Below are 26,762 nucleotides of genomic sequence, written 5' to 3'. Positions count from 1 at the left end.
TAAAAATACAACGCTTACGGAGACACTTTCTTGAAACGCCTTCCCGACACCGCATTACCCGCGCGCATCCCGCGCCCATTCTGATTCCGGGAGTCATCATGTCCAAGCCCACCACGACGAGCGCTTCGCACGCGTCGCTCAACCGCCTGATGCTGCGCAAGCTGATGCCCCTGCTGGTAATCGTTTATGTGATCAGCTTTCTCGATCGCACGAATATCGCGCTCGCGAAGCATTCGATGAGCATCGATCTCGGCATCTCCGCCGCGGCATACGGACTCGGCGCGGGTCTGTTCTTCCTGACCTATGCTGCCTTCGAGATTCCCAGCAACCTGATCATGCACCGGGTCGGCGCGCGTTTCTGGATCACGCGCATCATGGTGACGTGGGGCGCGCTCTCCGTCGCGATGGCCTTCGTCACCGGCGAGACTTCGTTCTACGTGATGCGCCTCCTGCTCGGCGCGGCCGAAGCCGGACTCTTCCCCGGCGTGATGCTCTATCTGACGTACTGGTTCGGACGCGAGGAACGCGCCCGCGCCACCGGCTACTTCCTGCTCGGCGTGTGCGTGGCGAATATCGTCGGCGGTCCGCTCGGCGGCGCGCTGCTCGAACTCGACGGCAGCCTCGGCTTTCACGGCTGGCAATGGCTCTTCGTGATCGAAGGGGTACCCGCGATCCTGCTGGCGTTCGTCGTGTGGAAGATGCTGCCCGATCGCCCGACGAGCGCGCCGTGGCTTTCACGCGAGGACGCCATTGCGCTGGAACGCCGCCTCGCCGCCGAACAGGACGCGCAGGGCGGCCGCCACGGCACGGGCGCGTTGCGCAGCGTGCTCGGCGACCGTCAGGTGTGGCTCGCGATTCTCGTCTACTTCTGCCATCAGCTGACGATCTACACGGTGATCTTCGTCCTGCCGGGCATCATCGGCGCGTCGGGGAAATTTTCTCCGCTGACGATCGGCCTGCTCAGCGCGACGCCGTGGGTCGCCGCCGCCATCGGCGCAGCCACGCTGCCGCGCTTCGCGAGCGATTCGTCGAAGAGCCGTCGCATCCTGATCGCCGGGCTCGTCATCATGGCCTCGGGCATGCTGATCGCGGCATGGGCGTCGCCGGTGATCGGGCTGCTCGGCGTGTGCCTCTCTGCGCTGATGTTCTTCGTGGTGCAGTCGATCATCTTCACCTTCCCGCAGTCGCGTCTTTCGGGCAGTGCGCTCGCGGGCGGCCTCGGCCTCGTCAATTCGTGCGGCCTGCTGGGCGGCTTCGTCGGACCGACGGTGATGGGCATCATCGAACAGACGACCGGCCGCGCGATGAACGGGCTCGTGTGTCTCGCGATCGCGCTGCTGTTCGCCGCGGTGTGCAGCACGCGCCTGCGTCACGGCAACGAGGATCGTGCCGACGACCAACGCGGCGTGATGTCGAACGCGTGACGCCCTGACGCTTCAACCCTGCGGCAACGTGCCGGGCCGGATATACGCGAACATATGCGCGACGTAATCCGGCTTGCCGAGCGGCACGCCGTGATGGCGCAGAATCGCGTACGCGGTCACGGCGTGAAAATAGAACTGCGGCAAGGACCAGTCGCGCGCGTACTGCTCGCCGGTCATATCGAAGACGATGCCGTTCGGCAGATCGAGCGCGATCTGCGCGTCGGTTCCGGTATCGAGCGCATCGGGCGCAAGGCTCGAAAGAAATGCGATCGCCCCGGCGATGCGCGCCTGCGCGTCAGCAAACGAGCCGGGCTCCTCGTTCGACTTCCATCCTTCTTCACGCACGCCAAGCAAGCTCTGCGGCACGTTTTCTCCGCGCAATCTGTACGCCGGCTCCTGCGCCTGAAAGCACACGAAGCGCACTTGCGCCGCGAGCGGATACATATCCGGCGCGAGACGCAGGGTCATGAGCGCATCGGGGTTCGCGTCCTTCTCCTGCTGCTGCGCCGCCGCCTTGTCGAGCCACGTCGAAAGGTTCTTCAGCGTCTGGACGAAGGTCGGAACGAGAAGACGGGTCAGTTGCATGAAATCGCTCCACGGGTTGAAGTTCCGCGATCTTATCCCGATGCGGACGTTTCCCATACGGAACGCTTCATCGCAAGCCGAATACGGCGACGCCGGTTTTCGTGCCCACGTAGACCTTGCCGTTCGCGATCGTCGGCGAGATGAACTTGTTATTGCCGAACTGATCTCGCGTGCCCGCCTGATTGCTGTTGTAGAGCTCGGTCGCGAGATTGCTCGCGTCGTACGCATGCAGCACGGCCGTGGGCGACGTGTTCTCGACGCCCCATACGATGCCGTTCGTGTTGCCGTTCGCGGAGATGACGGGCGCGAGACCCGGGAAATTCCAGTTGCCCGCCGGGCTCGTGGTCTGACTCGACGCGGCCGCCGCCACCACCGCGTTCACGACCGGCAGCGCCTTGAGGTGATCGCCCGCCGGGCCGATATAGATCGTGTTGTTGTAGAACGCGGGTGCGGTGAACAGCGGGCCGGTGATCGTCGAGTACAGCGGCTGATAGATGTGATCGGCATTCGAATCGAACTTGCCCATCGCGTCGCGATTCACGACATAGAGCACGCGCGTCTTGCCGCCGCCTATCGCGAGATGCTGCACGTTGCCGTTGATATCGGTGACATCGGGCAGGACCAGCACGCCGCCCGAGCCGAGGTCGAGGTCCGCGTTCGATTCCGCGACGGTGTCCGACGGCTCGAAGTAATCGGTCACCCGAAGTGCCAGCGCAGGCGTCGGCGTGACCTTGAGGAAGCCATTGCCGAAGTCGTTCTTGTTGGGCATCTCCTGCGCGTTGGTGGTCGGATCGAAGGTACCGTTGCCGTCGAGGAAATAGATCGACGTGCCATCCGATGCGAGACCCGCGCCGCCCATCCAGATGCCGCCCATCTGGCCATTCGGGGTGACATTCAGGATGCCCGTCTGCTTCAGCGTGTCCGCGCTGTAGCCCATGACCCAGCCCGTGTATGGCAACGCGTCGCAATGCGAACTCCATGCCGTATAGACGACGCCGTTCAAGAGCAGCAGCGACGCCCGCTCGATGTACTGAGCGGGCGTGAACGGCACGACGCCGTTCACGCTGCCCGAGCCGGTGCCGGGATACGAGCCGGTGATTTCCGTCGGGCCGCCGAAGAGTTCCGCGCCCGTCGCGATGTCGATCGCGTGAATGCGCTGGTGATACGCGCCGCCGCTGTCCTTCGACATGCCGACGACATACATCGCGCCATTCGGCCCGCGCGCGCGATCGATGACGGGCGTCGCCGTGATGCCGATGCTCGGGGTGGTCTGGTCGCAACCGCGATCGTCACTCGGCACTTCGCCCGCGAGCAGCGTGGAGACGTGCCAGAGCACGGTGCCCGTATCGGCGTCGAACGCGTAGATGCTCGCTTTCTCGGTTGCGACGTACAGCACGTTATGCGCTGCGCCCGCGATCGGCACGTTGCCGAGAAAGAGCGGCTGGGCATCGACGGGGCCATCGACGGTATAGAAGCCGAGCTTGCCGAACGTCGATGCGTTCACGTTGGCGAGCGTGAGCCGGGTCTCCGCGAGCTGCTGCGCGGTGCGCCGGATGTCGTTGTGATACGTGGTGACATCCATCGGCGTCGATGCGGACGGCTTGGTCGTCGCGGGCGTGCTTGCACTGGACGGCGCGCTCGCGCCGCTTGCCGGCGACGATGGACCCGACGCCGCAGCCGGGCCGGATGCCGATGACGAGCCTCCCGAAGCCGTGGACGGATCGGAGCTGGAGCTTCCCCCGCTGCATCCACCGATGATCGCTGCAATGGCAACTGCGGTTACGCCAACCGATAAATGCCCTTTCATCTGTGGATCTCCGTTCACCGGGCTCGGACCCGGTGCTGTGGCGATTATTGTCTGTGCCGGCTTAACAAGGGAAAAGATCGTCGGGCGACGGCTAGGAATTGGCGGAACGATGCGCGCGATCCATGTCCACGCGTATTTATTTCATCCGACTTAAGCGATCACCGGAAAAAAGTAAAAAAGCTTAAATCGGGTAAGACGACAAAAATTGAACGGTTAGGCTTATTGCTTACGAAATGTAGGACTGACACGCGGTACATCGAAAACATAAAACCTGAGAGACCGATGACCCAAACCACAGATCTCATCTACAAAGGCCACGTGCTGAGCGCGACGGCCGTGCTGGAACAGGATCGCTACACGGCAATGCTCATCGTGCGCGAACCGGACGGCACGCGCCGTTCGAGCGGCATGCTCGGCGAATTTACGAGCGCGACAGGCGCCGTGCGCTATGCATTTGCCTATGGCATGGCCGAAATCGATCATCGACAATCCATGCGACATCCGCCCCATTCGAACGGCGCTCGCGTTGTCCAGCACGCCTGATCCCGCGCACCCGGCGGCATGCATGCCGCTCGCGCTTCGACCACTTCGGCACAATCTATGATCATCTATCATCGGGGAGCGGCTTTTCAGCCCTCCGTCACTCAAGTAGGCAATGCATTCGTCGCAACCGCGTCCATTCTGGAAGAGGACGGCCATGCCACCTCGCTCGGCAATCTCGGCGCCTTCGCGAGCAGGGATGGCGCGCTCGGTTTCGCGGTTCGCTGTGCGACCGCTTTTCTGGACGGTGACGATATGCCGTTGCCGCCTTTCACGTTGACCACGCAATAGCATTGCAACGCGTCGGACGTTGCTTGCGCGACCGGGCCCAGCAACGATGACGAACGCCTCAGCAGCCGTACCCGACGATCCACGCGCCCCGCTCTCGTCCGCGCTGCAGAACGATGCGTCTTTCCGGCTTCTCGTGGAGGCCGTCGAAGACTATGCGATCTTCCTGCTCGACGCCCACGGCAACGTCGCGACGTGGAACTCCGGCGCAAAGAGGATCAAAGGCTATGACGCGCGGGAGATCGTCGGCCGTCATTTTTCCGTCTTCTATCCGCCCGACGACATCGCGGCGGGCAAGCCGCAAAACGAGCTTTCGATAGCGGCGCAGGCCGGTCGCGTGGAAGACGAAGGCTGGCGCGTCCGAAAGGATGCGAGCCGCTTCTGGGCGAATGTCGTCATCACGGCACTGCGCGACGCGCGCGGCAATCTGCTCGGCTTCGCCAAGGTCACGCGCGACATGACCGACCGGCTGCGGCTCACCGAGTTGCAGCACGCGCGCGAACTGTCCGCGCACGTGCAGAGCGCGCTCGAAAACGAGCGCGCGTCGATTGCCCGCGAATTGCACGACGATCTCGGCCAGCAGCTCGCCGCGCTGAAGATGCAGTTATCGACGCTCGACGCCGGCGCGCAGATCGCCGCGATGCAGACGCAGATCGACACGATCATCGGATCGGTGCGGCGAATCGCGGCTGGCCTGCGCCCGCCCGTGCTCGACGATCTCGGGCTCTTCGCCGCGATCGACTGGCTCGTCTGCGACGTTCGCCGGCGTTACGATCTGACGATCCAACTGCATATCGAAGGTGAGGAAGGCGGAATCGACACGAGCGCCTCCACGTCGGTTTTCCGGCTGGTGCAGGAAGCGCTCACGAACGTCGTGCGCCATGCGCAGGCGAGCGAAGTACGCATCGCGATCGCCTGCACGCGGTCGCGCTGCACGCTGACGATCGAAGATGACGGTTGCGGCGCCGACGTCACACGCGGGCGCGCCGCCGGGACGTTCGGCCTGCTCGGAATGGGCGAGCGCGTACGTCAGCTGGGCGGCGTCATCGAGTTTCGCAGCGCGCCCGGCGAAGGCTTTCGCATCCTCGTGGAAATTCCGCTCACACGTCGCGCCGACAACGGCGTCCCGGCGTCACCTTGAGTCAGTCGAACGCGGCGGATCGCGCGTGCGTGCGGTTTCCCGGTCAGGCCCGGCTCGACGACGTCTGAGCGCGCGCCCGGCGAAACCGGAAAAATCCGCTGCGCAGCATGACCGATGTGCCGCCGACGCGGTTCAGCAGGTGTTCGGCAGCGCCTTCGATCGACGAGCGATGGCTTTCGAAAGCCTGCTGCAAATCTTCCTCCCGCCAGGAGGCCGCGCCGAAGTGATCCTCCAGCGCCTCGGCGGAAATGGTGCACGCGATGCGCTCGCCGTCGGCGAACGCGGCGAAGGTGAGTGAAGGGACATCGCCCTGATAGACGGGCGGCTGGCTTGCAAACGTAATGTTCATGCCGATACCTCGTGGTGCATCGATGCGGGGTGGTTCGACGTTCAGGACATATCCCCTCAGTCTCTGCCACGGATTCGTGGTGCGTATTGATCTGGATCAATACGGCCGCGTGGACCGGCGTTAGACGAGTTTTGATCGTGAGCCGGCCGCTTCTCCGGTCAGAGCATGCGATCCTCACGCATGTCCCGACGCACCGCTCGTCTCGCGCGTGAGCAGCACGGCACACGTCGAGCGCCTGACGAACGCTTCGGCGACACTGCCGAGCGCAAGCCTGCGCAATCCGGTGCGGCCGTGCGTGCCCATGACGACGACGTCCGCGAGCATCTGCACCGCGCGGCGCTGCAGGCATTTCGCGATCGTGTCGGTCACATCGCGTGTTTCGGCAAGTTCGGTTTCGCATTCGATGCCCGCATCGAGCGCACGCGCATACGCGATCTCCAGCGCGTGCGCGCCTTGCTCACGAACGCTCACACGGTACTGCGCCGGATACGACGAAAGCGCGGCCACGTCGATGACGTGCACGACCCGCACCCTCGCGCGCGCGCCGATGCGAATCGCCTCGTCGAGCGCGCGTTGCGAACACGCACTGCCATCGAGCGCCACCATGATCTTGCGGTACATGGTCACCCGGCCTTTGCTTCCGCTCACGCCGCCCCCTTCAGATTGTCGACGCGCCCGAGCTTGCGTTCGATGCGCTCCACGAAGACACCGATGAGCACTGTCGGCACGCTCACGCTTTCCATGGTCACGCCACTTCGATGATGACCTTCAGCGCCTGGGTTTGCGCCGCGCGGCTGAAGGTATCGTAAGCATCGAGCGCGCGCTCGAGCGTGAAGCGGTGCGTGATGAGTTGCTTCGGCTGAAGCCGTCCCGCACGCACGGTCTTGAGCAGCATCGGCGTGCTGACCGTATCGACAAGGCGCGTCGTGATCGTGATGTTGCGATCCCAGAGCGATTCGAGATGGATATCGGCTTTCACGCCGTGCACGCCCACGTTCGCGATCGTCCCGCCCGCCGCGACGATCTGCTGGCATAGCTCGAAGGTCGCCGGAACGCCGACCGCCTCCACCGCGCAGTCGACGCCCGCGCCATCGGTCAGACGCATGATTTCGGCGACCGGCTCCATGCCCGTGATGTCGATGCACGCGCTCGCACCGAACGTGCGCGAGACTTCGAGCCGATGCGCGTCGCGGTCGATCATGATGATCTGCGCAGGCGCGTAAAACTGCGCCGTGAGCAAGGCGGCCAGACCGATCGGTCCCGCGCCGACGATCGCGACCGTGCTGCCCGGCTGCACGCGGCCGTTGAGCACGCCGCATTCGAAGCCCGTCGGAAGAATGTCCGACAACATGACGAGCGCGTCTTCCTCGACGCCCGCCGGAATCGGATAGAGACTCGTATCGGCATGCGGGATGCGCACGAATTCCGCCTGCGTGCCGTCGATCTTGTTACCGAGGATCCAGCCGCCTGTCGCGCAATGCGAATACATGCCGCGCCGGCACGCTTCGCATTTGCCGCACGAAGAAATGCACGAGATCAGCACGTGATCGCCCGGCTTGAATGCCGATACCGCCGCGCCCACCTCCTCGACGATGCCCACGCCTTCGTGCCCGAGCACGCGCCCGGGCTCGCAGGTGGGCACGTCGCCCTTGAGGATGTGCAGATCGGTGCCGCAGATGGTCGTGCGCGTCACGCGGACGATCGCATCGGTGGCCGCGGCAAGCGTCGGCTGGGGCCGCTCGTCGAGGGATTTGTTTCCGGGACCGTGATAGACGAGTGCCTTCATCTGCGAGCTCCCTGGCATGGCGCGAAGTGGATGAACGTTTCCGACTTTATCGCGGTGCCCGCAGCGGGAATTTGACTTGGGTCAATCGGCAGCGCATTGGCGCCGATGACCGCGCGCGCCGTGTACGATAGACGCGTCGACTATCGAATTTCAGGAGGCGCCATGAAAGCGGTGTGCCCGCTGCACGGGCCGACGACCATCATCCGCACCAACGCGTATGGCTTTCCGGTCTACGCATGCTGCTGCGACGACTTGCCCTATGTCACGCCGCCGGACGCGTGCACGCGAGCGCCGACGCAACGCGGCGCGCCTTCCGAGCCACAGAAGCCCCGGCAGCCGACATCCCGAAAGGAATGAGTGCGGGGCGTGCTCGGGCGAGTGCGTCAAACCGGATCGGCCTGTGGCGCGACGGCCGGGCCAGCGTCGCGCCTGGAACGACGTGAATCGATCAGGCAGACCGCCAGCATCGCGATGACGCCGGGAATGGCAATGGCGACGAAGTTCTGCTGGAGCGGCAGCGCCCTGCTGACGAGAAAGCCGATCACAATGGGCGCGAGAATCGCGCCGCTGCGTCCGATGCCCGACGCCCAGCCGATGCCTGTCGATCGAATGGCCATCGGATAGAACTGTCCGGCAAACGCATAGGTGACGATCTGCGTGCCGATGGTCGAAGCGCCCGCCAGCCCGACCAGGACAAACAGCACGCCTGTCGGAACCTTCACGCCCAGCAAGCTGATGGAGATGGCCGCGAGCGCGTACATCGCGATGAGGACGTGCTTGATGTTGAAGCGGTCAGCGAGCCATCCGCCGCCAATCGCCCCGATCATCGCACCGAAGTTCAGGACGAGAACGAACGTGAGGGCCGAGCCGAGGCTGTGTCCGGCGCCCGCCATGAGTTTCGTCAGCCACGAACTCAGCGCGTAGACCATGAACAGGCACATGAAAAACGCGATCCACAACATGACCGTGCTCAGTCCGCGGCCCTCGGCAAAGAGCCTTGCGATCGTCGAACCGGGCGCGGCTTCGCGGTCGGAAAGCGAAAAGGTGTCGTCTTGCTGCGGCACGTAGGCGGGATTGACGCGCGCAAGAATGCTCTTCAGGCTTTCCGCGCGATTGTTTCGCACCAGGAACGCGAGCGATTCGGGCATGTACTTGAGAATCACCGGAGCAAGAAGCGCGGGCACGCCTGCGGCAATGAACACCGACTGCCAGCCGTAGCGCTCGATCATGCCCTTGCCGACGAGCGCCGCAAGCATGCCGCCGACGGAGTATCCGCTGAACATCAACGTCACCATGGTGCTGCGGATCTTGCGCGGAGAATACTCCGTCATCTGCGCCACGACGTTCGGCATGACACCGCCGATGCCGAGTCCCGCAAGGAAGCGCGCAACACCGAAGATCACGGGGTCCCGGGTCAGTCCCGCGGCGGCCGTGAAGACGCTGAACAGCACGAGACAAATGACGATTGCGGGCACCCGGCCGATCCGGTCGGCGATCGTTCCGAGGAACACCGCGCCGAGCATCATGCCGAGCAAGGCGGAGCTCACCATGAATCCGGCGCTCGTCGGCTGAATGCCCATGTCGCTCATGATCGATGGAAGCGCAATGCCGACGACCGCGAGATCGTATCCATCGAAAATGATGATGAGCGCGCACCAGAAAAGCAGTAGCAAATGAAATTTCGTGAACCGGGCATCGTCGCATAACTTCTGAACGTCGATAGGACGCATGGTTGTCTCCATTAATGTAGGACTTGCTTTGATTTCCGCGATTTTCTTTCTGGATTGATTCGACGGCTCGATGCACGCGCACGCGCGCTTCCCTTGCCGCACTGAAAGCGCAGCAAAAAGCCGGGGCTCACCGATGAATACCCGCGTTGACGTTCTTATCTGATACCAGCGTCCGTTCCCGGTCTGGTTTCCCGCTATGCGGCCGGGAATTGCGCGGCGTTCAGTTTCCTGACTAAGGCAATACCGCGACTGCCTTGATTTCGACGACATAACCCGCCGCGCCGCCCAGCATGTGCGCGCCGATGGCGGTCCACGCAGGCAGCGGATGCGTGTTCAGATAGCGGTCGCGCACCTGCATGAACAAAGGCAGATCGCGCATGTCCGTGTGGAAGGTGGTCACGTCGACGACATCGCTCAATGACGCCCCCGCCGCTTCCAGCACCCGCTTCAGATTCTCGAATGCCTGCACGATCTGCGCCTCGCGGCCTTCGACCAATTGCATGGCCGCATCACGACCGATCTGCCCGGACACGTAAATCGTGTTGCCGGCCTTGATCGCGGGCGCGTAGCGAATCTTTTCATAGACCGCTTCCATTCCCGCCGGAACGATAGCTTTGTGTTCACTCATGGCATGTGTCTCCTGCAGACTCAACCGTTATCGCCGCCGGCGACCGGCAATACCGCGCCGGTGATATAACTCGCTTCGTCCGAAGCGAGGAAGAGAATCGGTGCGACCTGTTCTTCGAGCGTGCCGTAGCGCTTGAAGAAGGTCGATTCGGTGACCTGCTTCACCGCTTCGCCCATCCAGATTTTTTCCTGCTCGCTATCGCCGCTCGCGTTGCGCGGGACGCGTCGCACAGGCGCTTCGGTGCCGCCCGGCGCGGCCGCGACCACGCGAATATTGCGCTCGCCGTATTCCATCGCCAATGCCTGCGTCATCGCGTTGACACCCCCCTTCGCGGCCGAATAGGGCACGCGTCGAATGCCGCGCGTGGCATTCGAAGACACGTTCACAATGGTTCCGCGACCACGCTCCAGCAGATACGGCAACACCGCGTGACAGGCGTAGAGCGTAGGCATGAGCGAGCGTCGGATTTCGGCGTCGATCTGCGCGGGCTCGAACTCGGCATATGGACGCATGCGGATCGCGCCGCCGACGCCGTTCACGAGAATATCGATGCCGCCGAATTTGCGCGCCGCGAAAGCCATCGCCGAGGCTGCGCCTTCATAGGTCTCGAGATCCGCGACGAAGCCTGCCGTCTCCGCGCCCGGCGCTTCGGCGGACACTTCGGATACGAAGTCCGCGCGATCGACGAACAGCACCTTCGCGCCCTCGGCGGCCGCACGCAGCGCCACGCCGCGTCCGATGCCCTGCGCCGCGCCGGTGACGATCATCACCTTGCCGGCAAATCGTTGTGTGCTCATGCGGTCACCGGCGCGGCGTTGGGAGTGAACTTCTCGTAGTGGAAGCTGTTGGGCTTCACCCCGTTGTCGTCGAAGTGCTTGCGCACTGCATCGACCATCGGAGGCGGACCGCACAGGTATACATCGACATCGCCGTCATTCAGCGATTCTGCGGGCATATGCTGCGTCACCCAGCCCTTGCGCGGATGATTCGAGTCCGCATCGGCGACGACGGTGCTGAACGTGAAGTTCGGCAGCTTCGCCGTGTACGCCTCGATCGCGTCGACCTGCACCAGATCGAGGTCGCGTGTCACGCCGTAGATCAGGTGAATCTTCTGCTGCGAGCCGGCGCGCGCGAGCACTTCGAGCATCGACAGGAACGGCGCGAGGCCCGTGCCGCCCGCGAGGAACAGAAGCGGCCGCTCGACGGCGCGCAGATAGAAGCTGCCGAGCGGTCCCGTCAACTCGACAGTGCTGCCCGCCCGCGCGGATTCGAGCCACGTACTCATCACGCCACCGGGTATCTTCTTGATGAGGAAGCTGATCTTCGTCTGCCCCGGCGCGGACGAGAACGAATACGAACGATGCTGACCACTGCCGGGCACGTCGATATTCACGTACTGGCCCGCCAGAAAAACAGGCGCGGGCGTGGCGGCATCGACGTCCAGTTCGAGCACGACGGCGGCATCGTTATGCGGCTCTATCTTCGTGACCGTCGCGGCGAACTTGCTTTGCGCGGTCTTGCATGCGGTGGACGAAGCCGGCACCGCAATCACGCAATCGCTCGACGGCACCATCTGGCAAGTGAGCACGAGACCGGTTTCCTTCTCGTCGTCGGAGAGCGCGTCTTCGATGTAGTCGTCGCCGAGATCGTAGCTGCCGCTTTCGGCGCGGCACTTGCAGGTGCCGCATACGCCGTCGGAGCAATCCATCGGCAGGTTGATCTTGGCGCGGAACGCGGCGTCGAGCACCTTCTCGCCCGCCTTGCATTCGACGAAACGCGTCACGCCGTCTTCGAAATTCAGTGCAATGTTGTAGCTGGACATGTTGCCTCCTACTTCGTGTCTCATCACCGGGGGCATCAGACGTGGTAGACGTCGAGCACCTGACGGATATAGTCGTTCTTAAGCACAATCTTCTTGTGCGCAATCAGCAGAATGTCGTCGGCCTTTCGCAGCGTCAGGAAAATCGTGCCGAAGAAATGGTCGGTGATCTTGTAGCGATGATTGAGCGTGTCGAAGTTGTAGCGCACGTCGACCTCGTTCTCGCGTTCGGCGAGCACTTCGACATTGGTGACGTTGTGGCTCGTGCGCGGCTCGGGCATGGATGCGCCGCTGCGCTCGGTCTTGATGCGAAACACGCGATCTTCGAGTCCGCCGCGATCCGGGTAATACATCAACGAGATCTGGCTCTCGTGATCGTCCGTGAGCTGATCGTCGTCGTCCCATGCGGGCATCCAGTACGTGACGTCTTCCGCATAGCAGCCCAGCCACTCGTCCCACTGACGGTCATCGAGCAGGCGCGCCTCGCGATACAGCGTCGCGCAGATTTTCTGGTAATCGAAGCTCATGCCAGTGCCTCCCCTTGTTCCTTCTTCAGGGCGTCACGCATCACGTTCACCCAGTATTCGTGCTGCACGACGAAAAGCCCTTCGTCCTCGCTGCGTTCGCCCGAAATGAGCGGCTTGATACCCATGTTCTTCGCGTTCTCGTCCGGACCGTGAACCCACAGCGGCGCACCACGCGAAAGGTCGTTCCACATGGCCGTGATGCCCGCATAACCCGACTGACATGCGCGGAACTCTTCGAGGTCGTCGCTCGTGCCCATGCCTGTCACGTTGAAGAAGTCTTCGTACTGGCGGACGCGCGTCGCGCGGTCCTCGGCGCTCTCGCCTTTCGGCGCGAAGCAGAAGATGCTGACTTCGGTCTTGTCGACACCGAGCGGCCGCACCACGCGAATCTGCGTGCTGAACTGATCCATCAGGAACACGTTCGGATAGAGGCACAGATTGCGCGTCTGATTGACGATGTAATCCGCCTGCACTTCGCCCACGCGCGCCTTGATCTCCTCGCGATGCTGGTAGACCGGCCGCACTTCCGGATTCATCGTCCGGGTCCACAAGAGGATGTGGCCATGATCGAAGCCATACACGCCCGCGACCGACTTGCTCCAGCTGTTGGCATCGACCGCTTTCGTGCCTTCGACCTTGCGGCGGCCCATCGTCGCGGCGTAGTTCCAGTGCACGGTGCTGACGTGATAGCCGTCGCAGCCGTTCTCCATCTGCATCTTCCAGTTGCCGTCGTAGATGTACGAGGAGTTGCCGCGCAGCACTTCGAGTCCGTTCGGCGCCTGATCGACGATCTGATCGATGATGACCTTCGTCTCGCCGAGGTAGTCTTCGAGCGGCATCGAATCCGCATTGAGGCTGCCGAACAGGAAACCGCGATAGCTCTGGAAACGCGGCACTTTTCGCAGATCATGCGAGCCGTGCGTGTTGAATTGAATCGGATACTCGGTGGTCTTTTCGTCCTTCACCTTCAGCAGCTTGCCGGTGTTGGAGAAGGTCCAGCCGTGGAACGGGCACGTGAAGCTGCCTTTGTTGCCATGCTTGCGACGGCACAGCATCGCGCCCTTGTGTGCGCAGGCGTTGATGACCGCGTGCAGTTCACCGGTCTTGTCGCGCGTGACGACCACGGGCTGGCGGCCGATCCACGTCGTGTAGTAATCGTTGTTGTTGGGGATCTGGCTTTCGTGCGCGAGATATACCCAGTTGCTCTCGAAGATGTGCTTCATCTCGAGTTCATAGAGATCGGCGTTCGTGAAGATATCGCGGCGGCAGCGGAATACGCCGCTTTCCTTGTCGTCCTGAACGGCCGTTTGCAGCAGTTCGTCGAGCTGACTGGCTTTGTCGGTGATGGCGGACATATGAGTTCTCCCTATGCGCGTTCCCGTGACGGAGCACATGCATCGGTGTCGAATGATTGGTGCAGAGATTCTGGCGGCGACAGAGTTGTCGCCGCTTCAGGCGCGCTTCGCGCTGTTACGCAGCGGCTGCGGCGCGCGGGCGATGGACGATCTGGTTGTCCTTGCCCTGCACAAGCGGCGTCAACTGAATGTCGAACACGATTTCCTTGTACGCGTCGGACTTGAGTCCCAGCGCCGTGCCGCCCGTCTTTTCGACGACATGCGGCACCAGTTCCTCGCGAGTCGCGTAAGCGAAGTCGTCCCAGATGAGCGGATCGCCTTCGATATTGATCTGCGTCGTCAGCTTGCGATGGTTCTCGCTGGTCGCGAAGAAGTGCACGTGTGCGGGACGATTGCCATGACGCGCAAGCGCGTTCAGCAGCTGCTGCGTCGCGCCGTGCGGCGGACAGCCGTAGCCCACGGGCATGAGCGTGCGGAATTCGTAGGTGCCATCGGCGCCCGTCCTGACCGCGCCGCGCAGGTTGAAGTCGCTCTGCGCACCGGTCGGGTCGAAGTGCGAATAGAAGCCCTTCGAGTTGGCGTGCCAGCATTCGACCACGGCATTCGCGACGGGCTTGCCGTTTGCGCCGGTGACGGTGCCGCGAATGATGAGCGGACCCGCGTCTGCATCGGGATCGAGGTCGATCTTCGACACGCCGTCGCGCACCGGCGCACCGGCGACATACAGCGGGCCTTCGATGGTGCGCGGCGTGCCGCCGTGGATATCGGCCTCGCGGTCCTCGGCATCCATGCGGATGTCCAGATACTTTTCCAGACCGAGGCCGGCGGCGAGCAGCGCAGCTTCGCCGTCCTGACCCAGCTTGTTGAAGTAAGTGACGCCAGCCCAGATTTCATCGGGCGTCATGTCGAGTTCGTCGATGGCCTTGAACAGGTCGCTCAACAGGCGATGCGTAATCTCTTTGGCGCGAGCGCTGCCGTCCTGACTCCCGAGATTGGCAGCGGCCTTCAACAGTTCCTGCACTTCCTTCGTATCGAACACTTCGATGCTCATGTCTGCTCCTGAATCTCGCAATTTTCTGGTGGGGTTAACCCTTGCTTCAGCACCGGTGTAGATATGCTCGGAAGGTATAGTCGGGTGTTGAAACAGAGCGTGAAGGCAGGATAATGGACCTAAAGAAGGCCAGTCCAACACTGATTTAGTATTGGGCCATATCCAGGAGGTATAGAGATGGAGCTGCGACATCTCCGCTATTTCGTAGCGGTGGCAGAAGAACGGAATTTCACGCGCGCCGCGCAGCGGCTGCATATCGCCCAGCCCCCTTTGAGCCGTCAGATACAGCAACTCGAAGAGACGCTAGGCGTGCAACTGTTCGAACGCAACTCGCGCCCGCTCAAGCTCACGGAGACGGGCAAGTTCTTCTATTCGCACGCGGTGCAGCTGCTCGCGCAGACCGCGGAGCTCGAATCGATGACGCGTCGCGTGGGCAATATCGAACGGAGTCTGTCGGTGGGTTTCGTGGGCTCGACCTTGTACGGGATGCTGCCGAAGATCATCCGGCGCTTTAGGGACGAGAACGCCACCGTCGAGCTCAGTCTTCACGAAATGTCGACGATGGACCAGATCCGCGCGCTCAAGGACGGCCGCATCGATGTGGGCTTCGGCCGCATTCGGCATGAGGATGCGAACATCCGCCGCGTGATTCTGCGCGAGGAGCAGATGATCGTCGCGCTGCCGGTCGGCCATCCGCTCTCGCTCGCGAAGCCCGTGCTGTCGCTGCGCGATCTCGTCAACGAGACGCTGATCATCTTCCCGAAGGCGCCGCGCCCCAGTTATGCGGATCAGGTGCTCTCCGCCTTCCAGGACCGCGCACTCGCGCCGCGCAAGATCTATGAAGTGCGCGAGTTGCAGATCGCGCTCGGGCTCGTCGCGGCGGGCGAAGGCATTTCCGTCGTGCCGAGCAGCGTCTACGGCCTGAAACGCGACGACGTGAGCTACAAGGAACTGGACGACCCGACGCTCGTGTCGCCCATCATCATGAGCATGCGCGCGCTCGACGAGTCGCGCGACATCAAGGAAATGCTCGAACTCATCTACCGGCTGTACGAGGAGGAGCGGATCGTCTATACGCCGCGCACAGATCGGGGGCGATGACGCGCGTCATACCTCGGGGGTATGGCACTAGACGTCAACGGTGTTGGACAGGCGGCAAACGGGCGCGCAATACTCCATCAACCCTTCCATTCCGACATTTCAGGTATGAACGCCCAAATAACTTCCGTCGAAGCGATCCTGGTTGACCTCCCGACCATTCGCGCGCATCAACTCGCAATGGCGACGATGCAGCACCAGACCCTCGTCATCGTCCGTCTGCGCACGAGCGACGGCATCGAGGGCCTTGGCGAAGCCACGACGATCGGCGGCCTGTCTTACGGCGATGAAAGTCCCGAAGGCATCAAGCTGACCATCGATACTTATCTCGCGCCGGCGCTCGTCGGACAGGATGCGACCAACATCAACGGCGCGATGCTCAGGCTGAACAAGGTCGCGCGCGGCAACCGCTTCGCGAAGTCCGCGATCGAAACCGCGCTGCTCGATGCGCAGGGCAAGCGCCTGAGCGTGCCGATAGCCGAACTGCTCGGCGGCGCGGTCCGCAAGACGCTGCCCGTGCTCTGGACGCTCGCGAGCGGCGATACCCAGCGCGATATCGAAGAAGCGCAAATGTTGCTGGCCGAACGTCGTCACAACACGTTCAAGCTGAAGATCGGCCGGCGCAGCGTTCGCGATGACGTCGCGCATGTAGCGAAGATCAAGGCCGCGCTCGGCGACCGCGCCAAGGTCACTGTCGATGTGAACCAGGCCTGGAGCGAAACCGATGCGGCGCTCGGCATCGAAGCGCTGGAAGCGGCCGGCATCGATCTCATCGAGCAGCCGACTCCGCGCGAGCAGCGCGGAGCGCTCGCGCGGCTCGCGGCGCGTTTCATCGTGCCGATCATGGCCGACGAAGCGGTGACGGGACCGGAAGACGCGCTCGAACTCGTGCGTCATGCATGCGCCGACGTGTTCGCGCTGAAGATCGCGAAGTCGGGCGGCATCTACGGGATGATGCGCACGGCCGCCATCGCCGATGCGGCGGGCGTGTCGCTTTACGGCGGCACGATGCTCGAAGGCAGCATCGGCTCGATTGCATCGGCGCATGGCTTCAGCGCGCTACCGCAACTCGCATGGGGCACCGAGCTGTTCGGGCCGCTGCTGTTGAAGGACGACATCGTCACGGCGCGCCCGCAATATCGCGACTTCGACCTGCACATGCCGGAAGGCCCGGGCCTCGGTCTGCAGATCGATGAAGAAAAGCTCGCGTTCTATCGCCGCGACAAACGCGCCTGAACGCTCACACTCAACACCTGATCCGAGGACGACATGCTTTATCTCGTAAGAATGGACGTACACCTGCCGCACGACATGCCCGCCGCGAAGGCCGATGAAATCAAGGCGCGCGAGAAGGAGTACTCTCAGGAACTGCAACGGCAAGGCAAATGGCAGCAGTTGCATCGCATCGTCGGCGAGTATGCGAACTACAGCGTCTTCGATGTCGATTCGCACGATGAACTGCACACCATCCTCTCGGGCCTGCCCTTGTTTGCGTATATGACGATGAAAGTGACCGCGCTCGCGCGTCATCCTTCGTCCATCCGCTGAATCGGCGAAAGGATTTCATGAAGCGCGACACGGAACCCGGTTTGATGTCGGCCGCGCCGAAGGGTAGCGGGTCCGTGGCGGCGGTGAGCGCCGGATTGCTTGCGGTCATCATCTCGTATGCGGGGCCGCTCGCGATCTTCTTTCAGGCCGCGCATACGGCGCATGTCGGCAACGATGTAATCGCGTCCTGGGTATGGTCCATTTCGATGGGCGCGGCCGTCTCGGGCATCGCATTGAGCTTGTGGCTGAAGCAGCCGATCATCACGGCCTGGTCCGCTCCCGGCACGGCTTTGCTCGTCACGCTGTTCCCCGGCATGCCGGTGAGCGAGGCGATCGGCGCGTATCTCGTCGCGGGGGCATGCATCTTCGTGCTCGGCGTGTCGAGGTGGTTCGACCAGATCGTCGAGCGCATACCGAAAGGCATCGCCTGCGCGATGATGGCGGGCATCCTGTTTCAGTTCGGCACCAGCCTGTTCAAGTCTGTTGCCGTCACGCCCTGGCTCGCGCTCGGCATGCTGGCGAGCTTCCTCGTTTTCCGCCGATGGGCGCCGCGCTATTGCCTGATTCTGGTTCTGGCATCCGGTGTCGCGCTGGCCGTGGCGCTCGGCCTGACGCATTTTTCGTCGGTCAGCTTCCATCTCACGCGCCCCGTATTCATGATGCCGACGTGGACCTGGCAGTCGGTCGTGAGTCTCGCGGTGCCGCTCGTCATCGTCAGTCTGACGGGTCAGTTCCTGCCCGGCTTCGCGATCTTGCGCGCCTCCGGTTATCACACGCCGACGCGGCCGGTCCTCATGACGACGAGCCTCGCGTCGATGCTGGTGGCGTTCTCGGGCGGCATCACGATCGTCATCGCGGCGATCACGGCGGCACTGTGCACCGGACCCGATGCGCATCGCGACCCGGCGCGCCGCTATGTCGCCGGGATCGCGAACGGACTCTTCTATCTCGTGGGCGGATGCATCGCCGGAACGGTCGTGATGCTGTTCGGCGCGCTGCCGAATGCGTTCGTTGCCGTGCTCGCGGGTCTTGCGTTGCTGGGTGCGATCGTGGCCAATGTCGTCGGGCTGGTGAAGGATGAGGCGCATCGCGAAGCGTCGTTCATTACGTTTCTCGCGACGGCTTCGAATATGAGTTTTCTGGGGCTGGGGTCGGCGTTCTGGGGCATTGTGTTGGGGACGCTCGCGCATTTGGTTCTCGGGAGCGCGAAAGAGAAGAGCTAGAGCCGTGTTAGGGATTGGCGGGTTCTTCGACGCGCTTCCGGTTTTCGCCGGATCCCGTATTGGTGTTGGTTTATTAGCGTTGCCCTATGCGGGGCAACGCTAATAAACCACAAACAAAACGGGATCCGGCGAAAACCCGAAGCGTATCGAAACTACGCGCTGCATGCGAAGTCTTCCTTCCCCGCATGCCGATTCACCTTACCCTGCCCGGCATGCGGCACGCGGCAGCCGGCGGCGAAAGGATCCGATCGCCGGGATAGGCTTCGATGTGTTCGAACATGACGGCCCCCTTCAAACGCGCGACAACGCCGCACTCGCGCGACGACGATTGCGAACGGCATACCCCACGCCCAGCACGACGAGCCAAACCGGAATCAGATACACCGAAATGCGCAAATCGGGAATCATGCACATCACCACGAGAATGCCGCCAAGGAACGCAAGACACAGATAGTTTGTAAGCGGATAGCCAAGGCTCTTGAACACCGTCGTCTCACCGGCACGCGCCTTCGCCCGGCGGAATTGCAGATGGATAAGACTGATCATCGCCCAGTTGATGATGAGCGCCGATACGACGAGGCCCATCAGCAACTCGAACGCCTTGCCGGGCATCAGGTAGTTGATGAGCACGCACGCGGCCGTCGCGATGGCGGAAACGCCGAGCGCGATCAGCGGAATGCCGCGCTTGTTCACCTTGAGCAGCGCGCGCGGCGCGTTGCCTTGCTGCGCGAGACCGTAGAGCATACGGCTGTTGCAGTACACGCCGCTGTTATAGACGGACAGCGCCGCCGTGAGCACCACCGCATTGAGCACATGCGCGACGAAGTTGCTGTTCATCGCATGAAAGATCAGCACGAACGGGCTGCCGCCCGTCACGACCTTCTGCCACGGATACAGCGAAAGCAACACGCCGAGCGCGCCCACGTAAAAAATCAGAATGCGGTAGATCAACTGATTGGTCGCGCGCGGAATGGTGTGCGTGGGGTCATCCGCTTCAGCCGCGGTGATGCCCACGAGCTCCAGCCCGCCGAACGAGAACATGATGACGGCCATCGCCATCACGAGACCGGAGACGCCGTTCGGGAAGAAGCCGCCATGACGCCACAGGTTCGTGACGCTCGCTTCCGGTCCCGCACTGCCCGAGACGAGCAGATAGCCGCCAAAGCCGATCATGCCGACGATCGCGACCACCTTCACGATCGCGAACCAGAACTCCAGCTCGCCATACGACTTCACGCTCGTGAGATTGATCGCGTTGATCAAGCAGAAACACACGAGCGCGGATACCCACGTCGGGATGCCCGGCCACCAGTACTGCACATAGATGCCGACGGCCGAAAGCTCGGCCATCGACACGAGAATGTAGAGCACCCAGTAATTCCAGCCCGACAGAAAGCCCGCGTATTGCCCGCAGTACTTGTCCGCGAAGTGGCTGAACGAACCCGCAACCGGCTCGTCGACGACCATCTCGCCGAGCTGACGCATGATGAAAAATGCGACGATGCCCGCGATCGCGTAGCCGAGCAACACCGACGGTCCCGCCGATTTGATCGTCTGCGCAATGCCGAGAAACAGCCCGGTCCCGATCGCGCCGCCCAGCGCGATCAGCTGAATGTGACGGTTCTTCAGGCCGCGCTTGAGCGTGCCTTTTCCCTCATGTGCCACGTGTCTCTCTCCTTGTGTGCTGCGGTGAATTCCGGACGCCTCCGACCTCGGACGTCCCCGCTCGATTTAGGGGAATCAGTGTAAATTTGTTACGCCACAATATGATTTCCTACGACGCGCAGACAAACCCTAGTTTCCGCATCCGGATTTCGTCATTGAGGATATAGGAGAAAGAAAATTGCAGACTATCGAGTTCGATCGTATCGACCTGCGTTTGCTCGGGATTCTGCAGTCTCGCGGCCGCATTTCCAATCTCGAGCTGGCGGAAGCGATCAATCTGTCGCCCGCGCAGACGCTGCGGCGTCATCGGAGGCTGGAGGAACTGAGCGTCATCAAGGGCTACGAGACGCGGCTCGATGCGCAGGTGCTCGGCTTCGGCGTGGTGGCCTTCATCCAGGTGACGATGGAGCGCGGCCACGTGCGCGATCTGGCGAAATTCAAGAGCGTCGTGGGCAAGCTCGCGGAGATACAGGAATGCTTCGCCGTGACCGGCGATATCGATTACATGCTGAAGGTGATCGCCCGGGACCTGAAGGGCCTGTCGGAGTTTCTGCTCGACACGCTGATGCGCATTCCCGGCGTGAGCGGTGTGAAGTCGAGCGTGTGTCTCGACGAATTGAAGTGCGTCAGCGCGGTGCCGCTGGATGCATAGTGCGGCCCGCGCTCGCGCAAAGCGCGCACCGCACGGTCAGCTACGTTGAAGCACGCGCGAAAGCACCTGCTCTTCCAGTTCGGCGAAGCCGGGCGCCGTGCGCGTGCGCGGCCTTTGCAACGACACCGCCGTATCGAGCGTGATGCGCCCTGCATCGATCAGCACGATGCGATCGCCGAGCGACACCGCCTCCTGCACATCGTGCGTCACGAGCAACGCGGTGAACTTGTGCTCGCGCCACAGGCGCTCGATCAGCCCCTGCATCTCGATGCGCGTCAACGCATCGAGCGCGCCGAGCGGCTCATCGAGCAGAAGCAGATCAGGCCGATGCACGAGCGCCCGCGCGAGCGCCACACGCTGACGCTGCCCGCCCGACAGTCGCGACGGCCAGTCCTTCTCTCGCTCGGCGAGACCCACTTCGGCGAGCGTCGCGCGGGCGTCATCGCGCTTGCTGCGCGGCAATCCGATCATCACGTTGTCGAGCACGCTCTTCCACGGCAAGAGGCGCGCATCCTGAAACATGATGCGCACTTGCAGTTCGCGCGCCGCCGCCGGTGCATGGCGCTGCACGACGCCGGCCGTCGCCCGATCGAGACCGGCGACGAGCCGCAGCAAGGTCGACTTGCCGCAGCCGCTGCGCCCGACGATCGACACAAAGCTGCCGCGCTCGATCGAGAAATCCAGTTGATCCAGCACGCGGCGCTCGCCGAAGCGCTTCTCCACGCCACGCAGCGAGACGGCGAGGTCGCGCCCCGCGAATGGCGCGCGTGCGTGCGGCGTTTGCGTGTCGACGCGCCTGAACGCAGGCGCCAGTGTGTCGATGTCGATGAGATTCATGATTGCGCCTTCGTTTGATAGGCCGGATGCCAGCGCAGCGTCGCGCGTTCGATCGCACGCGCGGCCATGTCGGCGACCTTGCCGAGCAGCGCATAGAGCAGAATGCCGACCACGACGATATCGGTTTGCAGGAACTCGCGGGCGTTCATCGTCATGTAGCCGATGCCCGATTGCGCGGAAATCGTCTCGGCGACGATCAGCATCACCCACATGAGGCCGAATGCGAAGCGCACGCCGACGAGAATCGACGGCAATGCGCCCGGCAGGATCACATGCCGATACAGCGCGAAGCCGGACAACCCGTAGCTCTTCGCCATCTCGATCAGATCGCGATCGACCGAGCGGATGCCGTGATACGTGTTGACGTAGACCGGAAAAAACACGCCCAGCGCGACCAGCACGAGCTTGGCTTCCTCGCCGATGCCGAACCACAGGATCAGGAGCGGAATCATCGCGAGCGCGGGGATGTTGCGGATCATCTGCACGGTCGAGTCGAGCGCGACCTCGGCGGGCTTGAAGAGACCGGTCGCCAGACCGAGCACGAAGCCGATGCCGCCGCCCATCGCGAAGCCCGCGAGCGCGCGGCCCGCGCTGACCTTGACATTGGCCCACAGGTCGCCCGATTCGATCAGAGACCACGCCGCCTTCACCACCGCGAGCGGCTCGGGCAGCACGCGCGATGACAGCCCGCCCGTGCGCGCGGCGCTTTCCCATGCGATCAGGATCAGCACCGGCACGAGCCACGGCAGCGCGCGGCGAGCGATGGAATTCAGCGTCATGATGCCGATACCTTCGGCAGCTCCGACGTGCCGATGACTTCACCGAACGGCCCCGAAAGCGGCCCGCTCGCCTGTTCGCGCTGCCGACCGGGCAGCAGCGGAAACACCAGTTCGGCGAAGCGATACGACTCTTCCAGATGCGGATAGCCCGACAGGATGAAGGTGTCGATGCCGAGTTCCGCGTATTGCTTCATGAGGCCGGCGACCTGCTCCGGATTGCCGACGAGCGCTGTGCCCGCGCCGCCGCGCACGAGCCCGACGCCCGCCCACAGATGCGGATACACCTCGAGCTTGTCGCGGTTGCCGCCGTGCAACGCGGCCATGCGGCGCTGGCCTTCCGAATCCATCTTCGCGAACTGCGCCTGCGCGCGGCGAACGGTTTCATCGTCGAGCTTGCTGATGAGCTTGTCAGCGTCCGCCCATGCTTCCTGCTCCGTCTCGCGCACGATCACATGCAGGCGAATGCCGAACTTGATCGTGCGGCCTTCGTCGGCGGCGCGGCGGCGAATGTCGGCCAGCTTCTTTTCGACGTCCTCGGGCGGCTCGCCCCATGTCAGATACGTGTCGATGTGCTTCGCCGCGATCTCATGCGCCGCCGCCGACGAACCGCCGAACCACAGCGGCGGGTGCTGCTTCTGCACCGGCGGATAGAGCACCTTGCCGCCTTGCGATTGCAGGTGCTTGCCGTCGAAATCGAAGCTGCCGTTGTCGTGCGACTGTTCGAGCAGGCCGCGCCAGATGGTGAGGAATTCGTCGGTGATTTCGTAGCGCGTGTCGTGATCGTGGAAGACGCCGTCGCCGGCGAGCTCGTTCGGATCGCCGCCCGTCACGACGTTGATGAGCAGACGCCCGTTCGAAAGCCGGTCGAATGTCGATGCCATGCGCGCCGACAATCCCGGCGAGCTCAGGCCCGGACGGATCGCGACGAGAAACTTGAGGCGCCTCGTCGCGGGAATGAGGCTCGACGCGACCACCCATGCGTCCTCGCAGGAACGGCCCGTGGGCAGGAGCACGCCTTCATAGCCGAGCGTATCGGCGGCTACCGCGATCTGGCGGAAGTAATCGTAATTCGCAGCGCGCGCGCCTTGCGACGTGCCGAGATAGCGACTGTCACCGTGAGTGGGAATGAACCAGAAAACATTCATCGCGGAATCTGCCTCGTCTGTTCGTCGTATGTTGAAAGAGTGCTTGCCGCGCGCGATGGCAGCGGCGCTCCGACGAGTCTAACGACGCACCGCGCGCAGCCGAACCAACGTTTCGCGTGAAGGATATGCGCGATCGTGCTAACGCCGGAACCGCGATCAGGCGACGTTCCAGCGCGCCTCGGTCACGTCGAGCTTCTTCGGGATCAGCTTGAGCCCGGTGAAGGTATCGGCGATCTGCTGCTGATAAGCGAGCGTGGCCGGCTCGATCGCCTGCACGCCGTATGACGTGCGCCTGAGCGCGGTTTCGATGATCTCCGTATCGAGCCCGACGAGCGGAGACAGTTGCGCGGCCACGGCCGGCACGTTGTCACGCGCCCAGCGATCGACCTGATCCAGTTCTTCGAGCACCGCATGCACGAGTTGCGGCTGCGCCGTGGCGATCTTGCGCGTCGCGAGGTAGTACTGCACGTTGCGCACGAGCCCACTCGCGTCGGTGAGCTGACGGGCGCTGGCCTGCTTCTCGGCGGCGGCGAGATACGGATCCCAGATCGCCCATGCGTCGATGCTGCCCTGCACGAACGCGGCGCGCGCATCGGCGGGGGCGAGATAGACCGGCTGGATGTCGGACCACGTCAGGTTCGATTTTCTGAGCGCCTCGACGAGCAGATAATGAACGTTCGATCCCTTGTTGAGCGCGACTTTCTTGCCGCGCAATTCCGCCACCGACTGGAGTTTCGAATCCTTCGGCACGACGATGGCCTCGGCGTGCGGCGCGGGCGGCTCGTGCCCGATATAGACGAAGTCGACGCCTGCCGCCTGCGCGAAGATCGGCGGCGTTTCACCCACCGTGCCGATATCCACCGCGCCCGCGTTGAGCCCTTCGAGCAGTTGCGGCCCGGCGGGAAATTCGAGCCATTGCACGTTGACGCCCTGCGCGGCGAGACGCTTGTCGAGCGAGCCGCGCGCCTTGAGCACCACGAAGTTGCCGTACTTCTGGTAGCCGATGCGTAAGGTCTTCGGCGCATCGGCGGCCTGCGCGATGCGCCCGGCGAGTCCGCCCGACAGCCCCGCACCGAGCGCGGCGAGCGTGAAAAGCGTGCGGCGACGCGCGGGAATGAAGGGCGTGTTCTTTCGGTCGGACATGCGTTGTTCCTCGTTCAAAAAAGCATCTTTATCGATGCCCACGCCGACGATGTTAACAACGCGCGCCTGTGCGGCTAAATGAGAAATCGTGCTATCGATAGTGCTCGCCGCGAACCTCCTTCGTCACGCATATCGATAGTGCCCGATATTATTTGTCGTGCACGCGCGGCGCCTCTAGCATCACGCTTCCCTCCATCAGCATGCGTGTGCATCATGAAGATCAAGCATTCATTTAAAGCCACTCTGTTCTCGATCCTGCTCGCGTGCGGCGTCGTGAGCGCGCAACCGTCGCTCGCGGCGAATCAGACCGTGCGCGTCGGCATCATGTCCGGCGAAGACGAGGATGTGTGGCGCGCCGTGGCCGCCAATGCCGCAAAGCACGGCATCACGTTGAAGGTCACGACCTTCGCCGACTACACGCAGCCGAACGAAGCGCTCGCGCAGCACGACCTCGACGCCAACTCGTTCCAGCACAAGCCTTATCTCGATGCGCAGATCCAGGCCCGTCATTACGACATAGTGCCCGTGGGCTACACCTATGTGCAGCCGATCGGCCTGTATTCGCGCAAATGGAAATCAGTCGATGCGCTGCCGCAGAACGCGGCCATCGGCGTGCCGAACGACCCGAGCAACGAAGGGCGCGCGCTCCTGCTGTTGCAGGCCAACGGCGTGATCAAGCTGCGGGACAATGTCGGCCTGCTGCCGACCGCGCGCGATATCGCGAGCAACCCGAAGCACGTGCAGATCAAGGAACTGGATGCGGGCATCGTCGGCCGCGCGATCGGTGATCTCGACGCGGCCGTCGTCAACACCGACTGGGCGATCAAGGCCGGCATCAAGATTCCGCAGGAACGCATCGCGCAGGAAAAGGTGCCGAACAATCCGTATCGCAACTTCATCGCGGTGAATGCGAAGGATGCGCAGGCGCCGTGGGTCAAGGCCCTGGTCGAGAGCTATCAGCAGGCCAATGTCGCCTCGTCGATTCTGAGCGTGTATCACGGTGCGACGCTGCCCGCGTGGGAGGGCGCACCGCAGCGTTGACTCGCTCCCATGGATGCCGCCGCGACGCACGAGCGACGCTCACGGCGGCGTGGGACAGGGAGTGACGCCGGCTGCTTGCCGGCCCGCAGCGCATTCGCGCGGGGGAGCGTCGATCAGGCCTATGACGCGGGCCCCACGCGACACTTCAATGAAGACGCCGCACCGCACGCAGCAGCAGATCGCCGTCTTCGGTAATGCGAGGCAGCCGTGCGCCGCTCACGAGCTGCTCCATCGCGATGAGCTGACGTTCGAGAAGCGTGTCCAGTTCGTGGCGGTCGCCGATCTGGTCGGCGGCATCCTTGACTAGCATGAGCGTTGCGAATTCGTGTGCGCTGAGCATACCTGTCTCCCGATTGTTCGAATAACTAATGTAGGTTTGCGTCGGCTGAAGGCGGGGCGCGCATGATTTCAGCGCGCGCTTCAGGACGTGTAACCCGGGGGTACCTCGGGCCGCGAGGCAGCGGGATTTGATAGTAGGACGGGCGTCTCATCCCCGGCAATTCGGGTCGTCCCGGATATTGAGAGTTGATAGCGGAGAAAATCACGCGACATTTACAGGCGCACGCCGCGTTCGACGCATCGGGCTTTCGCAGTCCACCGT

At 63.0% G+C, this 26,762-nt stretch carries 29 protein-coding genes and 1 pseudogene; 12 read left to right on the top strand and 18 right to left on the bottom strand.

The annotated features are described in order from the left end of the window. Window positions 1-98: 98 nt before the first annotated feature. Complete coding sequence (locus tag NCT32_RS25515; RefSeq protein ID WP_250490620.1) at window positions 99-1,424, top strand: MFS transporter; 1,326 nt, start codon at window positions 99-101, stop codon at window positions 1,422-1,424. Window positions 1,425-1,436: 12 nt separating this feature from the next. Here the strand turns inward: NCT32_RS25515 and NCT32_RS25510 are convergent, their stop codons facing one another. Both NCT32_RS25510 and NCT32_RS25505 read right to left on the bottom strand, forming a co-directional pair. Beyond that, a complete protein-coding gene (locus tag NCT32_RS25510; protein WP_061116299.1) occupies window positions 1,437-2,009 on the bottom strand; it encodes a DUF1993 family protein in 573 nt (190 codons plus the stop codon). A gap of 67 nt (window positions 2,010-2,076) precedes the next feature. Continuing rightward, window positions 2,077-3,591 carry a pyrrolo-quinoline quinone gene (locus NCT32_RS25505; RefSeq protein ID WP_250477803.1) on the bottom strand — a complete coding sequence of 505 codons (1,515 nt, stop codon included), beginning with the start codon at window positions 3,589-3,591 and terminating at the stop codon, window positions 2,077-2,079. On the opposite strand from NCT32_RS25505, the gene NCT32_RS37485 reads away from it, so the two are divergent. From NCT32_RS37485 to NCT32_RS25485, 4 genes are all read left to right on the top strand, one after another. Beyond that, on the top strand, window positions 3,578-3,970 hold the full coding sequence (locus NCT32_RS37485) for a hypothetical protein (protein WP_250477802.1): 393 nt from the start codon (window positions 3,578-3,580) through the stop codon (window positions 3,968-3,970). The genes NCT32_RS25505 and NCT32_RS37485 overlap by 14 nt on opposite strands. Before the next feature lie 128 nt (window positions 3,971-4,098). Beyond that, window positions 4,099-4,359, top strand: coding sequence for a hypothetical protein (locus tag NCT32_RS25495; RefSeq protein ID WP_061116297.1), 261 nt, complete (start codon window positions 4,099-4,101; stop codon window positions 4,357-4,359). 57 nt (window positions 4,360-4,416) lie between these two features. Then, window positions 4,417-4,647, top strand: coding sequence for a hypothetical protein (locus NCT32_RS25490; RefSeq protein ID WP_061116296.1), 231 nt, complete (start codon window positions 4,417-4,419; stop codon window positions 4,645-4,647). A gap of 46 nt (window positions 4,648-4,693) precedes the next feature. Then, window positions 4,694-5,785: a PAS domain S-box protein gene (locus NCT32_RS25485; RefSeq protein WP_086960712.1), complete on the top strand. Its 1,092-nt coding sequence runs from the start codon at window positions 4,694-4,696 to the stop codon at window positions 5,783-5,785. A 43-nt stretch (window positions 5,786-5,828) separates the two neighbouring features. Here NCT32_RS25485 and NCT32_RS25480 read toward each other — a convergent pair whose 3' ends face one another. The 3 genes from NCT32_RS25480 to NCT32_RS25470 form a co-directional block, all read right to left on the bottom strand. Then, a complete protein-coding gene (locus NCT32_RS25480) occupies window positions 5,829-6,134 on the bottom strand; it encodes a DUF1488 domain-containing protein (protein WP_061116294.1) in 306 nt (101 codons plus the stop codon). Between the two features lie 174 nt (window positions 6,135-6,308). Next, on the bottom strand, window positions 6,309-6,782 hold the full coding sequence (locus tag NCT32_RS25475) for a universal stress protein (RefSeq protein ID WP_250477801.1): 474 nt from the start codon (window positions 6,780-6,782) through the stop codon (window positions 6,309-6,311). Between the two features lie 97 nt (window positions 6,783-6,879). Then, window positions 6,880-7,920 (bottom strand): zinc-dependent alcohol dehydrogenase family protein, encoded by a 1,041-nt coding sequence (locus tag NCT32_RS25470; RefSeq protein ID WP_061116292.1) that lies wholly within the window; start codon window positions 7,918-7,920, stop codon window positions 6,880-6,882. Between the two features lie 162 nt (window positions 7,921-8,082). Between NCT32_RS25470 and NCT32_RS25465 the strand changes: the two genes are divergently transcribed. Then, entirely contained in the window at window positions 8,083-8,277 is a 195-nt protein-coding gene (locus NCT32_RS25465) for a hypothetical protein (protein WP_061116518.1), read from the top strand. A gap of 26 nt (window positions 8,278-8,303) precedes the next feature. Here the strand turns inward: NCT32_RS25465 and NCT32_RS25460 are convergent, their stop codons facing one another. The 7 genes from NCT32_RS25460 to catA all read right to left on the bottom strand — a co-directional run bounded on the left by NCT32_RS25460 (window position 8,304) and on the right by catA (window position 15,030). Continuing rightward, complete coding sequence (locus NCT32_RS25460) at window positions 8,304-9,650, bottom strand: MFS transporter (RefSeq protein WP_061116291.1); 1,347 nt, start codon at window positions 9,648-9,650, stop codon at window positions 8,304-8,306. A gap of 232 nt (window positions 9,651-9,882) precedes the next feature. After that, window positions 9,883-10,278: a RidA family protein gene (locus NCT32_RS25455; protein ID WP_061116517.1), complete on the bottom strand. Its 396-nt coding sequence runs from the start codon at window positions 10,276-10,278 to the stop codon at window positions 9,883-9,885. 20 nt (window positions 10,279-10,298) lie between these two features. Continuing rightward, window positions 10,299-11,075, bottom strand: a complete 777-nt coding sequence (benD, locus tag NCT32_RS25450; RefSeq protein ID WP_061116290.1) for a benzoate diol dehydrogenase BenD — start codon at window positions 11,073-11,075, stop codon at window positions 10,299-10,301. Next, on the bottom strand, window positions 11,072-12,100 hold the full coding sequence (benC, locus tag NCT32_RS25445) for a benzoate 1,2-dioxygenase electron transfer component BenC (RefSeq protein WP_061116289.1): 1,029 nt from the start codon (window positions 12,098-12,100) through the stop codon (window positions 11,072-11,074). The genes benD and benC overlap by 4 nt, the downstream gene beginning before the upstream one ends. A 35-nt stretch (window positions 12,101-12,135) precedes the next feature. Beyond that, a complete protein-coding gene (benB, locus tag NCT32_RS25440) occupies window positions 12,136-12,624 on the bottom strand; it encodes a benzoate 1,2-dioxygenase small subunit (protein ID WP_061116288.1) in 489 nt (162 codons plus the stop codon). Next, window positions 12,621-13,979 (bottom strand): Rieske 2Fe-2S domain-containing protein, encoded by a 1,359-nt coding sequence (locus tag NCT32_RS25435; RefSeq protein WP_061116287.1) that lies wholly within the window; start codon window positions 13,977-13,979, stop codon window positions 12,621-12,623. The genes benB and NCT32_RS25435 overlap by 4 nt, the downstream gene beginning before the upstream one ends. 115 nt (window positions 13,980-14,094) lie before the next feature. Beyond that, window positions 14,095-15,030 carry a catechol 1,2-dioxygenase gene (gene catA, locus NCT32_RS25430; protein ID WP_061116286.1) on the bottom strand — a complete coding sequence of 312 codons (936 nt, stop codon included), beginning with the start codon at window positions 15,028-15,030 and terminating at the stop codon, window positions 14,095-14,097. A 177-nt stretch (window positions 15,031-15,207) separates the two neighbouring features. On the opposite strand from catA, the gene NCT32_RS25425 reads away from it, so the two are divergent. The 4 genes from NCT32_RS25425 (at window position 15,208) to NCT32_RS25410 (ending at window position 18,899) form a co-directional block, all read left to right on the top strand. Continuing rightward, complete coding sequence (locus NCT32_RS25425; RefSeq protein ID WP_061116285.1) at window positions 15,208-16,131, top strand: LysR family transcriptional regulator; 924 nt, start codon at window positions 15,208-15,210, stop codon at window positions 16,129-16,131. A 105-nt stretch (window positions 16,132-16,236) separates the two neighbouring features. Further along, complete coding sequence (locus NCT32_RS25420) at window positions 16,237-17,364, top strand: muconate/chloromuconate family cycloisomerase (protein ID WP_061116284.1); 1,128 nt, start codon at window positions 16,237-16,239, stop codon at window positions 17,362-17,364. Window positions 17,365-17,397: 33 nt separating this feature from the next. Continuing rightward, window positions 17,398-17,676, top strand: coding sequence for a muconolactone Delta-isomerase (gene catC, locus NCT32_RS25415; protein WP_061116283.1), 279 nt, complete (start codon window positions 17,398-17,400; stop codon window positions 17,674-17,676). 17 nt (window positions 17,677-17,693) lie between these two features. Next, window positions 17,694-18,899 carry a benzoate/H(+) symporter BenE family transporter gene (locus NCT32_RS25410; RefSeq protein ID WP_061116282.1) on the top strand — a complete coding sequence of 402 codons (1,206 nt, stop codon included), beginning with the start codon at window positions 17,694-17,696 and terminating at the stop codon, window positions 18,897-18,899. A 291-nt stretch (window positions 18,900-19,190) separates the two neighbouring features. Here NCT32_RS25410 and NCT32_RS25405 read toward each other — a convergent pair whose 3' ends face one another. Beyond that, entirely contained in the window at window positions 19,191-20,564 is a 1,374-nt protein-coding gene (locus tag NCT32_RS25405) for an amino acid permease (protein ID WP_061116281.1), read from the bottom strand. 178 nt (window positions 20,565-20,742) lie between these two features. Between NCT32_RS25405 and NCT32_RS25400 the strand changes: the two genes are divergently transcribed. Beyond that, window positions 20,743-21,216, top strand: a complete 474-nt coding sequence (locus NCT32_RS25400; protein WP_061116280.1) for an Lrp/AsnC family transcriptional regulator — start codon at window positions 20,743-20,745, stop codon at window positions 21,214-21,216. 39 nt (window positions 21,217-21,255) lie between these two features. On the opposite strand, the pseudogene NCT32_RS25395 reads toward NCT32_RS25400, so the two are convergent. The 4 genes and pseudogenes from NCT32_RS25395 to NCT32_RS25380 all read right to left on the bottom strand — a co-directional run. Beyond that, a pseudogene (locus NCT32_RS25395) lies at window positions 21,256-22,086 on the bottom strand (ATP-binding cassette domain-containing protein); the annotation flags it as partial. Further along, window positions 22,050-22,832 (bottom strand): aliphatic sulfonate ABC transporter permease SsuC, encoded by a 783-nt coding sequence (ssuC, locus tag NCT32_RS25390; protein WP_061116278.1) that lies wholly within the window; start codon window positions 22,830-22,832, stop codon window positions 22,050-22,052. The gene ssuC and the pseudogene NCT32_RS25395, both read right to left, overlap by 37 nt. Then, a complete protein-coding gene (gene ssuD, locus NCT32_RS25385) occupies window positions 22,829-23,977 on the bottom strand; it encodes an FMNH2-dependent alkanesulfonate monooxygenase (protein ID WP_061116277.1) in 1,149 nt (382 codons plus the stop codon). The genes ssuC and ssuD overlap by 4 nt, the downstream gene beginning before the upstream one ends. Before the next feature lie 156 nt (window positions 23,978-24,133). Continuing rightward, a complete protein-coding gene (locus NCT32_RS25380) occupies window positions 24,134-25,120 on the bottom strand; it encodes a sulfonate ABC transporter substrate-binding protein (protein WP_086960749.1) in 987 nt (328 codons plus the stop codon). Between the two features lie 213 nt (window positions 25,121-25,333). Between NCT32_RS25380 and NCT32_RS25375 the strand changes: the two genes are divergently transcribed. After that, window positions 25,334-26,161 carry a MetQ/NlpA family lipoprotein gene (locus NCT32_RS25375; RefSeq protein WP_250490619.1) on the top strand — a complete coding sequence of 276 codons (828 nt, stop codon included), beginning with the start codon at window positions 25,334-25,336 and terminating at the stop codon, window positions 26,159-26,161. Window positions 26,162-26,306: 145 nt separating this feature from the next. Here the strand turns inward: NCT32_RS25375 and NCT32_RS25370 are convergent, their stop codons facing one another. Next, window positions 26,307-26,501: a hypothetical protein gene (locus tag NCT32_RS25370; RefSeq protein WP_035505105.1), complete on the bottom strand. Its 195-nt coding sequence runs from the start codon at window positions 26,499-26,501 to the stop codon at window positions 26,307-26,309. Window positions 26,502-26,762: the final 261 nt, after the last annotated feature.

The organism is Caballeronia sp. INML2 (assembly GCF_023631365.1).
Classification (GTDB): domain Bacteria; phylum Pseudomonadota; class Gammaproteobacteria; order Burkholderiales; family Burkholderiaceae; genus Caballeronia; species Caballeronia turbans.
Note: the sequence above shows the minus strand (reverse complement) of the source record. Positions and strands in the feature narration are given on the sequence as shown.